This is a genomic window from Ruegeria sp. AG7, from assembly GCF_056541545.1.
The window spans coordinates 92,801-107,188 of the sequence record NZ_JBQFYP010000010.1; the positions used below are offsets into that span (position 1 = coordinate 92,801).

11 protein-coding genes are annotated in these 14,388 nt (G+C 56.2%); 8 read left to right on the forward strand and 3 right to left on the reverse strand.

The genetic code is table 11. From position 1 onward, the window contains the following. Nucleotides 1-79: 79 nt before the first annotated feature. Genes gpmI through ACR0BF_RS14170 form a run of 3 tightly spaced genes read left to right on the forward strand, consistent with a single transcriptional unit; the run spans nt 80 to nt 4,071 of the window. On the forward strand, nt 80-1,597 hold the full coding sequence (gpmI, locus tag ACR0BF_RS14160) for a 2,3-bisphosphoglycerate-independent phosphoglycerate mutase (protein ID WP_480625147.1): 1,518 nt from the start codon (nt 80-82) through the stop codon (nt 1,595-1,597). Beyond that, nucleotides 1,594-2,724 carry a murein hydrolase activator EnvC family protein gene (locus tag ACR0BF_RS14165; protein ID WP_480554919.1) on the forward strand — a complete coding sequence of 377 codons (1,131 nt, stop codon included), beginning with the start codon at nt 1,594-1,596 and terminating at the stop codon, nt 2,722-2,724. The genes gpmI and ACR0BF_RS14165 overlap by 4 nt, the downstream gene beginning before the upstream one ends. A 6-nt stretch (nt 2,725-2,730) precedes the next feature. Continuing rightward, nucleotides 2,731-4,071, forward strand: coding sequence for a S41 family peptidase (locus ACR0BF_RS14170; RefSeq protein ID WP_480494176.1), 1,341 nt, complete (start codon nt 2,731-2,733; stop codon nt 4,069-4,071). 137 nt (nt 4,072-4,208) lie between these two features. On the opposite strand, the gene ACR0BF_RS14175 is transcribed toward ACR0BF_RS14170, so the two are convergent. Together ACR0BF_RS14175 and ACR0BF_RS14180 are read right to left on the reverse strand one after the other, a co-directional pair. Next, complete coding sequence (locus ACR0BF_RS14175) at nt 4,209-4,568, reverse strand: hypothetical protein (protein WP_480623183.1); 360 nt, start codon at nt 4,566-4,568, stop codon at nt 4,209-4,211. An 11-nt stretch (nt 4,569-4,579) separates the two neighbouring features. Beyond that, entirely contained in the window at nt 4,580-5,341 is a 762-nt protein-coding gene (locus ACR0BF_RS14180; protein WP_480623182.1) for a DUF6478 family protein, read from the reverse strand. Nucleotides 5,342-5,591: 250 nt separating this feature from the next. Here ACR0BF_RS14180 and ACR0BF_RS14185 point away from each other — a divergent pair, with 250 nt between their 5' ends. The 4 genes from ACR0BF_RS14185 to ACR0BF_RS14200 are packed head-to-tail and all read left to right on the forward strand — an operon-like array spanning nt 5,592 to nt 11,840. Next, nucleotides 5,592-8,699: an ABC transporter transmembrane domain-containing protein gene (locus ACR0BF_RS14185; protein ID WP_480625148.1), complete on the forward strand. Its 3,108-nt coding sequence runs from the start codon at nt 5,592-5,594 to the stop codon at nt 8,697-8,699. Beyond that, on the forward strand, nt 8,692-9,576 hold the full coding sequence (locus ACR0BF_RS14190; protein WP_480625149.1) for a CPBP family intramembrane glutamic endopeptidase: 885 nt from the start codon (nt 8,692-8,694) through the stop codon (nt 9,574-9,576). The genes ACR0BF_RS14185 and ACR0BF_RS14190 overlap by 8 nt, the downstream gene beginning before the upstream one ends. Nucleotides 9,577-9,636: 60 nt before the next feature. Continuing rightward, nucleotides 9,637-10,569, forward strand: a complete 933-nt coding sequence (gene accD / locus ACR0BF_RS14195) for an acetyl-CoA carboxylase, carboxyltransferase subunit beta (RefSeq protein ID WP_480625150.1) — start codon at nt 9,637-9,639, stop codon at nt 10,567-10,569. Next, nucleotides 10,566-11,840, forward strand: coding sequence for a bifunctional folylpolyglutamate synthase/dihydrofolate synthase (locus ACR0BF_RS14200; protein WP_480519908.1), 1,275 nt, complete (start codon nt 10,566-10,568; stop codon nt 11,838-11,840). Before accD ends, ACR0BF_RS14200 begins: the two co-directional genes overlap by 4 nt. Nucleotides 11,841-11,901: 61 nt before the next feature. Here ACR0BF_RS14200 and zapE read toward each other — a convergent pair whose 3' ends face one another. Further along, nucleotides 11,902-12,960 carry a cell division protein ZapE gene (gene zapE, locus ACR0BF_RS14205; RefSeq protein ID WP_480519910.1) on the reverse strand — a complete coding sequence of 353 codons (1,059 nt, stop codon included), beginning with the start codon at nt 12,958-12,960 and terminating at the stop codon, nt 11,902-11,904. A 149-nt stretch (nt 12,961-13,109) separates the two neighbouring features. On the opposite strand from zapE, the gene ACR0BF_RS14210 reads away from it, so the two are divergent. Beyond that, complete coding sequence (locus ACR0BF_RS14210; RefSeq protein ID WP_480625151.1) at nt 13,110-14,345, forward strand: MFS transporter; 1,236 nt, start codon at nt 13,110-13,112, stop codon at nt 14,343-14,345. The last annotated feature ends 43 nt before the right edge of the window (nt 14,346-14,388 follow it).

Sequence of the window (14,388 nt, forward strand, 5' to 3'; positions counted from 1 at the left end):
TTCATCATTGCAAAGGTGGTTCACCCGTTGAAGTCCAAAGGATAGAAGGTGACCCAAGAGCAGAAAACGGAGTACATCAATGGCCACCCCCAAACCTGTTGTCCTGTGCATTCTTGATGGTTGGGGCCTGTCCGAGGACACAAAAGCCAACGCACCCTATCTGGCAAACACGCCGACGTTTGACGCGATCCTGTCTGAGTGTCCGCATTCAACCCTGATCACCCACGGCCCCGATGTGGGTCTGCCAAGCGGACAGATGGGAAATTCAGAGGTCGGGCACACCAATATCGGTGCAGGGCGTGTGGTCGCCATGGATCTGGGCCAGATTGATCTTTCCATTGAAGACCGGACTTTCTTCGAAAACGAAGCGCTGCAAGCTTTCATCGCCAGCGTCAAATCCGCTGGCGGCACTGCGCATCTGATGGGGTTGATCTCGGATGGTGGGGTGCATGGTCATCTGAACCATATCGTTGCCGCAACCACTGCCATAACGGATGCCGGTGTCCCGGTTGCACTACACGCAGTGACGGACGGGCGTGATGTCGCGCCAAGGTCAGCTCTGACTTACATCGCTGAGTTGGAAGAACGCTTGCCCGACAACGCACGCATCGTCACCGTAAGCGGGCGGTACTTTGCCATGGATCGCGACAATCGCTGGGAGCGTGTCAGTGAAGCATATAGTGCAATGGTCAACCGGCAGGGCCGAATGGCCAGCAGTGCCCATGGCGCGGTTGATCACGCCTATAACCAGTCCGAATCTGACGAGTTCGTCACACCAACCGTATTAACGGGGTATGACGGTATTAACGATGGCGATGGTTTCTTTTGCCTGAACTTTCGCGCCGACCGTGCCCGTGAAATTCTGCGCGCCATCGGAGAGCCAGGATTTTCCGAGTTTGCGACAGGACCGCGCCCGAAGCTTTCAGCTCTGCTGGGCATGGTCGAATACTCCGATGGACATAATGCTTACATGACCACGGTTTTTCCAAAGCGCTCGATTGTGAATACGCTGGGCGAATGGGTCGCCAAGCAAGGGCTTCGGCAGTTTAGACTGGCTGAAACCGAGAAGTACCCGCATGTTACGTTCTTTCTGAATGGCGGTAAGGAGACGCCCGAACTAGGCGAGGATCGCTTTATGCCGAGCTCGCCGAAAGTGGCGACCTACGATCTACAGCCCGAAATGTCGGCCGCAGAGGTTACGGCGAAATTTATCGAAGCCATCGAAGGAGGGTATGACTTGATTGTTACAAATTATGCCAATCCCGATATGGTTGGTCATACAGGTGATTTGAATGCTGCGATCAAAGCGTGTGAAGCCGTCGATCAGGGGTTGGCGCAAGTCATTGCGGCTCTTGAAAAGGTCAAGGGAGCGATGATTATCACGGCCGATCACGGTAATTGCGAAGTCATGGTCGATCCTGTGACCGGCGGCCCGCACACGGCCCATACGCTCAATCCTGTTCCCGTGGCGCTGTTTGGCGGGCCTGAAGGTGCGAAATTGCGCCAAGGACGTTTGTCCGATCTTGCCCCGACCCTGCTTGAGCTGATGGGATTGCCGAAACCGCCGGAAATGACCGGGGAAAGCCTGCTGTCATGAAAATGGCTGCTCTGGCAGTGTGTCTGTTTTTAGCCTTGCCGGCACTGGCCCAGCCAGACGCCTCCAAGGCCGCTTTGGACGCAGCGCAGATGCTCGAACAGGCGTCCATCGCGTTATCCGAGGCCGAAAGCGCCCGGGACCGGGTCCATGCTCTTACGGAGACGATCCATGCCTATGAGGCCGGGTTGGGCGCGATGCGGGTGGGATTGCGCCAAGCGGCAACCCGCGAGGCGCAATTGAGTGCCGAATTGAGGGCGCGCGAAAAGGAAATCCGGCGATTGCTTGGTGTTCTGCAAACCATTGAAACGACCGAACCACCCGTCTTGATGTTACATCCGTCCGGCCCGTTGGGGGCGGCCCGTGCAGGTATTATACTGTCCGAGGTCACCCCTGGCCTGAACGCCAGCGCGCAGGAACTGGCGCAGGACCTGAATGAAGTGCAGACATTGCGTGTCTTGCAGAAAAAGGCCTCGGAAACTTTGACAGAGGGTCTAACGGGCGTTCAGGAGGCCCGTACCCGTCTGAGCGAGGCAATCGCCGACCGCACGGATTTGCCCCGCCGTTTCGTGGAAGACCCGGTGCGTACGGCCATTTTGATCTCGTCGACCGAAACACTGGATGGCTTTGCAAGTGGTCTGTCCGAGATCTCGGAGGGAGAGATCCTCGACAGCAATGCCAGTGTCTTGGACAGGAAAGGCCGGATATCAATGCCGGTACAGGGAATCTTGCTGCACAAGGCCGGTGAAACGGACGCCGCCGGTGTCACGCGCCCCGGCCTGATTGTGGGTACACGCCCGCGCGCCTTGGTCACCTCGCCCACCGCGGCGACAATTCGCTATCGCGGGCCGCTGCTGGACCTGGGGAACCTAATCATCCTTGAGCCTCAATCGGGTCTTTTGTTCGTATTTTCCGGTTTGCAGGAGGTCTATGGCCAGCCAGGTCAGGTGATCCCGGAGGGCACACCGGTTGGCCTGATGCCCGGTGAAATGCCGGAAATCGGCGCAATTTTGTCAACAAGCAGTGATGGCACTGGAACTGACCGCTCAGAAACGCTCTATATAGAGGTAAGAGAAGATAATCGCCCCGTGGACCCGGAATCGTGGTTTCGGACCGACAAGGATGGATAAACGCGTATGAAGAAATTTGTGGTGGCCGGTCTGGCTGGAACTGTGGCAGGTATTCTTGCAACAACTCAGATCGCAGGACCCCTGCTGGCGCAGGAGGCCGAGAACAAGGCAAGCGTCTATGAACAGCTGGATTTGTTCGGCGACATTTTTGAACGTATCCGTGCACAGTATGTCGAAGAGGTTGAGCCCGAAGAACTGATCGAGGCGGCGATTGACGGCATGTTGACATCACTTGATCCGCATTCGAGTTATCTTTCTCCTGACGATGCCGAACAAATGCGCGTGCAGACCCGGGGCGAGTTTGGTGGGTTGGGTATCGAAGTCACGCAGGAAGAAGGCTTTGTAAAAGTCGTCTCACCCATTGACGATACCCCCGCCGACGCAGCCGGAATCGAAGCCGGGGATTTCATTACCCATGTGGACGGTGAAAGCATTCTGGGCCTGACGCTGGACAAAGCGGTTGACCTGATGCGCGGCCCGGTCGGGTCCGAAATTATCATCACCGTCGTACGTGAGGGTGAACCTGATCCCTTCGACGTCACTATTATCCGTGACACAATCAAGTTGACCGCTGTGCGCGCACGGACCGAAGGCACCAGTGTCGTGCTGCGTGTAACCACGTTCAACGACCAGACCTTCCCGAACCTGAAAGAAGGCTTGCAGGAGCAGATTGCCGAAGCAGGTGGCATCGACAAGGTGAACGGCTTTGTTCTGGACCTGCGCAACAACCCAGGCGGCCTGTTGACTCAGGCGATCAAAGTGTCGGACGCGTTCCTGAACGAAGGCGAAATCGTTTCTACGCGCGGCCGCGATCCGAACGAAGGTGAGCGGTTCAATGCAACCCCCGGGGATCTGGCCGAAGGCAAGCCGATTGTGGTGCTGATCAATGGCGGCTCGGCCTCGGCGTCCGAGATTGTGGCCGGTGCGTTGCAGGATCATCGCCGCGCTATCGTCGTTGGCACCAAGAGCTTTGGTAAAGGATCCGTGCAGACGGTCATGCCACTGCGCGGTGACGGTGCCATGCGCCTTACCACATCGCGCTATTACACGCCATCAGGACGCTCGATCCAGGCCCTTGGCGTCAGTCCAGACATCATTGTTGAGCAGCCTCGCCCGGCACCTGCACAAGAAGAGGATGAGAGTAATGTGCGGACCCGGTCCGAAGCTGACCTGCGCGGCAGCCTGAACAATGACAGCCTGAGCGAGGATGAAGTTCGCCAGATTGAGGAAGATCGCGCTAGGGCCGAAGCCACGGCGGAGCTGCGGAAAGAGGATTATCAACTAGCATATGCCATAGACATCCTTAAAGGCTTGTCAGCGTTCACCCCGCACGGGCCGTCCCAATAACCAAACCAATGGGCCGCGTACAACGCGGCCCTTTTCTTTCTGGCTCGCGGGATATTATTTCATCATCCAGCAGCGCAATACGCAGGCACCGCGCTTAGTGCACATAACTGAATGGATCATCGGACTTCGCAAGCGTTTCAGCCGTCTCCTCGGCTTACCCGTCGGAAAGCGCGTTTCAGCATATCCAGCTCCGCGCGCAAAAGATCCACTTCAGCCCTGAGATCATCGGCGGCTGGTTCACCTGCAATAATGGAGAAACTCCCAAGTTTCTCAACGCCGTCTGCGTCGACTATGACGAAGCTGTGCACGCCTTCGGACAGGGCTGTCACGGGTACCGGAACATTCAGGTCCCATCCGTTGTCTGCGGGCGAAAGCTCAACTCCCTCCAGTGCTTTCCCCAGATATCGAACCTCCAATCCCGGTTGCCGCTCGGCCTCAACATGACCGTGCCAAATACCGTTTTCGAACCGAATGAAGGTCAGGGATGTTTGTGTCATCTTTGATCGTCTCACAAGTCGGCGCGATGGAAACGGCAAAACGTAAGGTCTCGTACACTCATACGGTTCATTTCCGGTTTTTCAAAAATTAGATCCAGCCAGATCTTTTCGATCCTGCGTTCATTCAGGGGCAGGTGAGCCAAGTCAAACTCAACTGCGTTCACGGCGTCAGAAGGGTTCAGTTGCCGCAAAACCTGCTCCATGTTGGGTCCGTGCTGAACATTGAGACGTGCGAACACACCCGATGGTTTTTCGCAGTCAATCAGGGTTTCCAACCGGATCAGATGCTCGCGTGTCAGGTCGCGGGCGGCCTCACGCGGCAAGTCGATCGAAACCGACAGGAACGACCCCTCGAAACCAAAGACCTCGACCTCCAGACTGAACGGAGCCAGATCACTTGCTCCCCGGTTGCGGATTTGCCGCACGACGATTTCGGTCAATGGGCAGTCGTGAAACAAGCTGACCTGATCGTCCATAACCGTTTTACGGGGAACAGAGGCCATGCCGGATTGCAACAACGGCGCGCGCCAAAGTCCGGGCCGCCAGCTCCAGTCGGTGCCGACAGGCCGGTGAAACTGAGTTGATCCTATTTTCGGACGGAGCAGGCGCGCATCCGCCAGTTGGATCAGGCGATCCAGTTGCCCACGCAGACTGCGTGCCTGATCGCGTTTCAATCGCAACTCGGCTTGCGCCGAATCTGGCGCCTGCCGCACAGCCCGGCTCCAGCGGCCGAGCGTCCGGCGATGAATATAGCGATCCAGAATCCTGCGCATGGTCTCTTCGTCCGATAATGTCCTTCTTTAGTCAAAGAAATGAGTAGGAATAAACCCGCAATCACAAAAACACTACTTGAGCGCTACGTTTTCAGGTTGGTGGGTAAGCGTAAAAAAGATAGGTGCCGGATTGGGGGGCTGATGCCGTCAATTCTTGCAATACGTCAGGTCAGTGCTTACCGTCTGTTTCCTAAAAATGGGTTACCCCAGAAAAGCCAAACATCAGTTCAGCTATCGATAAGGCCAGGCTATGGAGCCCACATTATTTTCTTTTATTTGGAAGTATTCGAAAAAACAGCAACTTGTCCTGTTGCTGCTAACGGTCCTGTCCTTCCCTTTTCTATATGCGTCGCTGGAGCTGCCGAAACAAATCATCAATGACGCTATTGGTGCGCCGGGCGACACGGTGACAGTCTGGGGCATCACAGTGTCTCAAGTTCAGTATCTGATGATGCTGTGCTTTCTATTTCTGGCCACTGTGATCGCCAGTGGTTTGATGAAGATGCGCATCAATACGATGAAAGGCATCTTGTCCGAACGTATGCTGCGCCGTCTTCGCTATACCCTGATTCAACGCTCGATGCGGTTCCCAAAGTCCTATTTCGCGACCACCAGCCAAGGAGAGCTGGTCTCGATGATCACATCCGAGGCCGAGCCGATGGGCGGCTTGATGGGGGATGCGATTGCGCAACCGGTGTTTCAGTTCGGCCAAATGATGACAATCGTCACCTTTCTGTTCATGCAAAGCCTCTGGTTCGGTCTGGCAAGCATCGCGCTGATCCCGCTTCAGGCCTGGTTGATCCCCAAGTTGCAACGCCAGATCAATTTGCTGAACAAGGACCGTATTCAGGAGGTTCGGCGCCTGAGCTCGGAAATCGGGGAAAGCGCGGCGGGCATCAGCGACCTGCGCACGAATGGCGGCTGGCGGTATCGTCTGGCACAGTTCAGCCACAGGCTGGGAACCTTGTTCGAGATCCGGTTCAAGATCTACAAAAAGAAATTCTTTATGAAGTTCCTGAACAATCTGATCACTCAGATGACGCCTTTTTTGTTTTATTCGGTGGGCGGATACCTGGCGATCACGGGCGAGGTGACAGTAGGTGCATTGGTTGCCGCGTTGGGTGCGTACAAAGACCTTAGCGGGCCCTGGAAAGACCTTCTGACCTACTACAACCAGGTACAGGATATGTCCCTGCGATGGGAAGTGGTTACTGAAAGATTTGCCCCGGACAACATGATTCCCGAAGAGCTGTTCATCGGTGAGCCGGAAACCATTCCGCATCTGACCGGTGATATCGAATTGCGCAATGTGACCGTACGCGATGGCGATGGCAAAACCATTCTAGAGGATATTGATCTGACTATCCCACGTGGCGCGCGTGTGGCGATTCAATCCACCCATGCATCGGAACGCAGTGCATTGGGCCAGTTACTGACCCGCGAGGTTCTGCCTGTTCAGGGCGATGTGATCATAGCTGGCCACAGGCTGGACGAATTGCACCAATCAGTTATCGCGGCCCGGATCGGTTATGCCTATTCTCGCCCGTATCTGTTTGACGGGACTTTGGGCGATAACCTCATGATGTCATTGCGCACCCATCCACAGCACGAGGCAGATGCCATAAGAACCCCGTCCCGTCGTCAGATCGAGTCTGTTCGGGCCGGTAACCCACCAGACTCGCTGGAAGATGAGTGGATCGATCCGGGACTGGCCGGTCTGGACGATATTGATGGAATACGTGATTGGTGGTTCCAACTGGTGGAAGCCATGGGGATTGACGAGTTCATGTTCCGGCGCACTCTGCGCACCCAGTTTGATCCAGAGATACACCCGATACTGGCACAGGAAATAGTCAGGCTGAGAGACTCCATCGCTGAACGGCTGAAGGCAAAAGGACTGGATCGGTATGTTTATCGGTTCGATCCCAACCAGTTCAACCCGGCTGTCCCGCTTGGGGGAAACCTGTTGTTCGCGGCACCGTCGCGCGACATCTCTCCAGACATTCTGGCTGGCGACGCGCGGTTTGTACAATTGCTCAGCACCCATGATCTTGCAGATGACGCGATCAGCATATCGAATGCCGTCATGGATACTCTTGGCAAGACATTTGGGCGGGATGGGGCTGACCATCCCCTGTTTCTGCGGCTTGGCATGTCCAAGGACATGTATCATCGGCTGCTTGACATCCAGGACCGGCGCAAAGCCAAAGGGAATGCTGCGCTGAGCGATCAGGAGCGCGCCTTGCTACTGACAGTGCCTTTCCTTCTGACCGCAGAACAGATCGGTCCTGATTTCCCAGAGGAATACAAGGAAAAAATCCTTGCTATCCGCAAGACCCAGGCTGAACGGTTGCGTGGTGCAATGGACGGTTTGTTCATGTCTGTGGCGCCTGACATCTATGTGCCGCGCCTGACCGTGATGGAAAACGCGATCTATGGCCGGATATCTTTGATGGCAGGTGCCCATGCCGAAGATATCGAAGACATCGTTGCAGAGGCCATGAACGAAGCCGGTCTGCGCCGTCGAGCAGCGGCCATTATTTATGACCTTCCGTCCGGGCTGGGCGGCAACAACCTTCCAACCGTGTTTCAGGAGCGTGCCGCTTTTTCGCGCGCAGGCATCAAACGCCCCGACATTCTGATCCTGGACAAGGCGTTGGCCAGCCACGACTCGGAAAGCCGGTTGCGCACGCGCCTGAAACTGCGGGAGTTGCTGCCCGATTCCATCATGATTTTCATGGAGGATCATTTTGCGCACCCCGAAGCCTATGACTTGTTTGTAGAAATAAAGGATGGACGGATCGACGGCGTCTCGCGGAGCAGGCCAGCGCATGAGGACAGCACTTCGGACGATCTGAGCCGGAAACTCGAGATCCTGTCAGCAACGCAGCTGTTTTCTGGCTTGGATGGCAGAAACCAGCGGCTGCTGGCGTTTTCGGCGCAATGGTACGAGGCCAGCGCCGGACAAGTCATCTTTTCCCGCGGTCAGGCGCCGGATGCGGCCTATTTGTGCATTTCAGGACAGGCCAAACTGGATTGGTCCAACGAGGATGGAACGAAACGGACAATCTCGATCATTGAACCCGGACGGCTCATCGGCGACCTGTCCATCATTACCGGGGAACCACGGCAGCTGGATCTGGTCGCGACGGAAGATAGCAGCTTCTTGCGTATCGGCGCAGAAGAGCTGCGTGCCGTTGTTGAAAGCGATGCTTCGGTCGCTATGCAGTTGCTGCAGACGGTTGCAGGGTATCTGACGACGCTCTCGAACAGGATCAGCGTGGCCCAGAACGCCGAAGACATGTTTCCGCCCGTGACAGATGAAACGGCGCAGGAAGGTATTGGTAAGAATGCCTAGAGCGTATTCGGCTCATGCGCGTTTGGTCGAAACAGCCCGCGCCAGACCCGAACTCTGGCGTCTTTTGCTGGGGCTGGCATTGATCGCCGCGCTGGTCAGCGTTTTGAACCTGGTGTTTTTTACCGTGATCGCGGGGTTGGGCCCAGCGAAGTGGTCTCAGGAACTTTTACAAGGCAACACACCTTTGGCGCTGCTTCTGATGCTGGCCAGTTTCGGGTTCATCATTCTTGGCGTGGCAGTGGCCGCGCGTCAGCTTCAGCACCGATCTTTGCGATCAATTTTTGGCCAACGGGGTCTGGTTGCGGCCCAATTTCTGAAAGTGCTGAAAGCCCTGCTTATCTTGGGCGCCGTCGGTGTCTTGCTGCCGCCCTACGGCTTGGGGGAATCTCTGTCAAAGAATCTGCCATTTTCAACTTGGCTCTTGTTGCTTCCGGTCTCGATGTTGGTTGTCCTGATTCAGACCAGCGCCGAAGAAGTTCTGTTTCGAGGGTACATTCAGCAAGCTCTTGCAGCCAGGTTTCAATCGCCCGTCATTTGGATGGGGGTTCCGTCTGTTTTGTTTGCCGCCGGCCACTACACACCGGAACTGGCAGGAGAAAATGCAATTCTGTTTGTGCTTTGGGCATTAATATTTGGGTTGTTTGCATCCGATCTCACAGCGCGCTCAGGCACATTGGGGCCAGCTATCGCCTTGCATTTCTTCAATAACATCATCGCATTATTGTTCATTTCTTTGCCAGATAACTTGAGTGGGCTGGCGCTTTTCTCGCTTCCGTTCGATGCATCTGACGCCGAACAGCTTCGTCCCTGGCTGATGGTGGATTTGGCTGTGATGTTCGTATGCTGGCTGGCAGCGCGGCTTGCGCTCAGGCGTTGATTGCAATTCTTCCCGTGGCGTCTTATTTGACGTCAACACCGCACAAGCCAAGGTTCCGACATGAACTGGATCACAAACTACGTCCGCCCCCGGATCAACTCGATCTTCTCTCGCCGCGAAGTGCCCGAAAACCTCTGGCAGAAATGTGACGAGTGCGGAACGATGCTGTTTCATCGTGAACTTGCGGAAAATCAGAACGTCTGTACCCAATGTGACCATCACATGGCGATTACCCCACGCGAGCGATTCAATCACCTGTTCGACGGCGGTATTTTCACTGAGGTTGCAGTGCCAGCCCCCAAAGACGATCCCTTGCATTTCCGCGACCAGAAGAAATATCCCGAGCGTATGCGAGCGGCGCAGAAAAAGACCGGCGAAAAAGAGGCGATGCTGGTTGCCAAAGGCGAAATCGGGCGCACGCCTATCGTTGCAGCAGCGCAAGACTTCTCCTTCATGGGCGGATCAATGGGCATGTATGTGGGCAACGCAATCATCGCGGCCGCTCAAGAAGCGGTTAAGCTAAAGCGCCCACTGATCCTGTTCTCGGCAGCTGGTGGTGCGCGGATGCAGGAAGGCATTCTCAGCCTGATGCAAATGCCGCGCACAACCGTAGCCGTCGAAATGCTGAAAGAAGCAAATCTGCCCTATATCGTTGTGCTGACTCATCCCACCACCGGAGGTGTGACGGCGTCATATGCGATGTTGGGCGATGTCCACATCTCGGAACCGAACGCGTTGATCTGCTTTGCCGGTCCCCGAGTTATCGAGCAGACGATTCGCGAAAAGCTGCCCGACGGCTTCCAGCGCGCCGAGTACCTGCTGGATCACGGGATGCTGGACCGTGTCACCAAACGCACCGAGATGCGTGATGAGCTGATCACCATCACCCGGATGCTGATGAACCAACCACCGGCGATCAAAGGTGATCTGCCGGCACCGGCACCGGATGAAACGGCCAAGGTCGCTCAGGCCGAAGAGACCGGGAAAAAATGAACACCAAGACATCTGACGCCATCCTCGACCGGATGATGGCGCTGCACCCCAAGATCATTGATTTGACCTTGGATCGCGTCTGGCGATTGCTGGCCGCTTTGGACAATCCGCAGCTCAAGCTGCCTCCGGTTATCCATATTGCCGGAACCAACGGTAAAGGCTCGACCCAGGCCATGATCCGGGCGGGCTTGGAAGGGGCAGGGCGTTCCGTTCATGCCTATACCTCGCCCCATCTGGCGCGATTTCACGAACGTATCCGGTTGGCGGGCGAACTGATTTCGGAACCCGGCCTGACCGCGGTTCTGGATGAGTGCTACGCGGCGAATGGCGGCGAGAACATCACGTATTTCGAGATCACAACCTGCGCCGCCTTGCTGGCCTTCTCTCGCTGCAAAGCAGATTACACTCTGCTCGAGGTCGGTCTGGGCGGGCGGCTTGACGCGACAAATGTGATTGATGAACCGGCGGTGACAGTCATTACGCCGGTTTCAATCGATCATGAACAGTATCTGGGCGACACCCTGGGAAAGATTGCCGCCGAAAAGGCGGGCATTATCAAACCTGGTGTGCCATGCATCGTCGGCCCGCAAGAAGACGAGGCGCTGGAGGTGATCGAGTACACAGCCGCCCGGTTGGGCGCACCGCTGCTTGTACATGGCCAGCATTGGCACGTTCATGAAGAAAACGGGCGCTTGATCTATCAGGACGAAACCGGGCTGCGTGATCTGCCGCTACCCAACCTGCTGGGTGCACATCAGTTCCAGAATGCCGGTGCCGCCTTAGCGGTTCTGCGTCATCTTTCAATGGGTGACGCGGCCTACGAGGCTGCCGTATCCAATGCCGATTGGCCTGCGCGTATGCAACGTCTCAAAACCGGCCCGCTGACCGAGCAAGCCCCTCAGGTCGAACTGTGGCTGGATGGAGGGCATAACGCGGCCGCAGGTATCGCGCTGGCTGATGTGCTGGCGAAAATGCCGCAACGTCCCACGCATTTAATCTGCGGTATGCTCAACACGAAAGACGTGACTGGGTATCTCGCGCCACTGTCCAGACAGGTTGCAAGTCTGACTGCCGTCTCCATACCGGGCGAGGCGGCCACGCTCAGCGCCGATGAAACCGCCGCCGCCGCCGCCAAAGTTGGCTTGCCCTCTTCGGTCGCTGCAAGCGTTTCGGATGCGTTGAAGGCAATCACGGATCAAGACCCACAGGCGCGTGTCCTGATCTGCGGCTCCCTTTATCTTGCCGGAAACATCCTGCGAGAAAACGGTTAAGCTTCATCTTTTCGCAAATACTCCGGGGGAGGCGTGCGCAGCGCGACGGGGGCAGAGCCCCCTACTTCCCCCAGTTCTGGTCCTGCATTTCCCGCAGGCGCGACGCAGTACGCTCAAACTCAAAGGTGCCTTCACCTTCGACATACAACATCTCGGGCTCTGCCGCAGCCGAGCAGATCAACCGAACTTTTGCCTCGTAGAGCGCATCAATCAGGATGACAAAGCGCTTGGCTTCGTTGAAGTTATTTCTCGACAGACGGGGGATGTCCTCAAGCACCAGCACTTTAATTGCTTCTGCGATAGCCAGATAGTCTGCCGGTCCCAGCATCCGGCCGCACAGGTCATAGAACGAAGCCCGTGCAACACCATTGCGAAATGCGGGCAGTTCGACAGCGCGGCCTTTGACCTGCAATATCAACGGATCGGCAGGACCGCCTGCAAGATCTTTCCAGACATCCCGTATTTTCTGCCGCGCTTCGGGCCCGATGGGTGTAAAATAGACCGGAGCACCTTCTAGTCTGTTCTGACGGTAATCCGTGGGCGATACCAGTTCCCATACCTGCAACTGGTCTTTGATATGGGCAATAAAAGGCAAGAATAATTGCCGGTTCAACCCATCCTTATACAGCTCGTCCGGATGCCTGTTCGACGTGGTCACAACAACAACGCCACCCTCGTGCAGCAGGTCAAACAAGCGGCCAACGATCATCGCATCCGTAATGTCAGTGATCTGCATCTCGTCGAAGGCCAGCAGGCGGACGGATTTCACAACCTCTCTCGCCACAGGTGCCAGAGCATCTTCGACGTTCTCTTTTCGGGCCTTGTGCATTCCGGCATGGATTTCCTGCATGAAGGCATGAAAGTGAACGCGCCGTGCGGGGACTTCACCCAGCGTGTCGACGAACATGTCCATCAGCATCGATTTACCACGTCCGACGCCGCCCCATAGGTACAGGCCTTTGGGCGTTGGCGGAGCCTTGCGGAAAAACCCTCGTTTTACCGGCTCGGCCAGTGCCGCGCGGATGCGATCAAACTGGGGCAAAACGGCTTCTTGAGCGTCGTCGCGCGTCAGAGTTCCATCCGCAACGCGGGCTTCGTAAAGCGAAATCAGATCCGTCATGACCCAGAGCCTTACCCGTGACCCAGCGCGTTGAAAAGATGCCATTTCCCTGACGTATCAAAATTGCTTATTCGTGACCGCAAATCTGTTGAATTGACGCGATCCGTAAATGCAGTACGGTCCGTCGGACCAAACTACCCGAGGTCGCTATGCCGCAATCCACCCGCATGTTGAACCCGATCCTGATCGTTGGATGCATCATCATAACGGTCAGTTTTGCCGTGCGCGCGTCTTTCGGCGTGTTTCAGATTCCGATTGCCAGCGAATTTGGCTGGCTGCGCACGGATTTCTCATTGGCGATCGCCATCCAGAATCTGGCTTGGGGCATCGGTCAACCGATCTTTGCAGCTATCGCTGAGAAAGTAGGAGACCGAAAGGCCATTGTCCTCGGTGCCTTGACCTATGCTGCCGGTCTGGTTCTGTCGGCCTGGTCCGTCACACCGCTTGGGCATCAGGTTTATGCGTGGCTGGTGGGGTTTGGCATTGCCGGAACCGGGTTCGGCGTGGTTTTGGCTGTGGTCGGTCGTGCGTCCTCTGATGAAAATCGGTCCATGTCGCTGGCCGTCGTTACAGCGGCGGGCAGTTTCGGACAGGTTTTGGGCGCGCCGGCAGCTGAGTGGTTGCTGTCATTCCTGCCCTGGCAACAGGTCTTCGTCGTGTTTGCGGCTGCGATTCTAGCGCTTGTATTGACCTTGCCCTTCATGCGGGCGCCTCAGCTAGGTTCAAAGGCAGCGTTGCAAGAAAGCATGGGCGAAATTCTGGGCAAGGCGTTCCGAGACCCCTCTTACGCTTTGATATTTATTGGATTTTTCAGCTGCGGTTACCAGCTGGGATTTATCACGGCTCACTTCCCCGCATTCGTGACCGAAATGTGCGGCCCGATCCAACCCGGCAGCGTGCTGCATTCCATCGGCATCACATCCACGTCCTCACTTGGCGCGGTATCGATTTCACTGATTGGTTTGGCCAATATCGCCGGGACCCTTTTGGCGGGCTGGGCTGGCAATCATTTTCCCAAGAAATATTTGCTGGCCTCGGTCTATGCCGGTCGGACGCTTGCTGCGGCGTTGTTCATCATTTTCCCGATAACGCCGTTGTCCGTTATTACATTCTCGCTGGTGATGGGGTCACTTTGGCTGGCCACCGTTCCGCTTACGTCGGGTCTTGTCGCGCACCTCTATGGTCTGCGTTACATGGGAACACTCTATGGCATAATCTTCTTCAGCCATCAGGTTGGCAGTTTCCTGGGCGTCTGGCTGGGGGGACGTATGTATGACCAATATGGTGACTATGCCCTTGTCTGGTGGATCGGTGTGGCAATAGGGGCTTTCAGCGCCATCGTTCATCTACCGATCCGAGAGAACCGTCTGGCAGTCCCTGCCTGAGGTGACGTTTCGCTCTCGAACTATGTGAGCGTGCCAGCGGTCA

Bases quoted from the DNA above. Each gene is read 5' to 3' on its own strand.
- gpmI (WP_480625147.1), top strand. From the start codon at position 80: ATGGCCACCCCCAAACCTGTTGTCCTGTGCATTCTTGATGGTTGGGGC.
- ACR0BF_RS14165 (WP_480554919.1), top strand. From the start codon at position 1,594: ATGAAAATGGCTGCTCTGGCAGTGTGTCTGTTTTTAGCCTTGCCGGCA.
- ACR0BF_RS14170 (WP_480494176.1), top strand. From the start codon at position 2,731: ATGAAGAAATTTGTGGTGGCCGGTCTGGCTGGAACTGTGGCAGGTATT.
- ACR0BF_RS14175 (WP_480623183.1), bottom strand. From the start codon at position 4,568: ATGACACAAACATCCCTGACCTTCATTCGGTTCGAAAACGGTATTTGG.
- ACR0BF_RS14180 (WP_480623182.1), bottom strand. From the start codon at position 5,341: ATGCGCAGGATTCTGGATCGCTATATTCATCGCCGGACGCTCGGCCGC.
- ACR0BF_RS14185 (WP_480625148.1), top strand. From the start codon at position 5,592: ATGGAGCCCACATTATTTTCTTTTATTTGGAAGTATTCGAAAAAACAG.
- ACR0BF_RS14190 (WP_480625149.1), top strand. From the start codon at position 8,692: ATGCCTAGAGCGTATTCGGCTCATGCGCGTTTGGTCGAAACAGCCCGC.
- accD (WP_480625150.1), top strand. From the start codon at position 9,637: ATGAACTGGATCACAAACTACGTCCGCCCCCGGATCAACTCGATCTTC.
- ACR0BF_RS14200 (WP_480519908.1), top strand. From the start codon at position 10,566: ATGAACACCAAGACATCTGACGCCATCCTCGACCGGATGATGGCGCTG.
- zapE (WP_480519910.1), bottom strand. From the start codon at position 12,960: ATGACGGATCTGATTTCGCTTTACGAAGCCCGCGTTGCGGATGGAACT.
- ACR0BF_RS14210 (WP_480625151.1), top strand. From the start codon at position 13,110: ATGCCGCAATCCACCCGCATGTTGAACCCGATCCTGATCGTTGGATGC.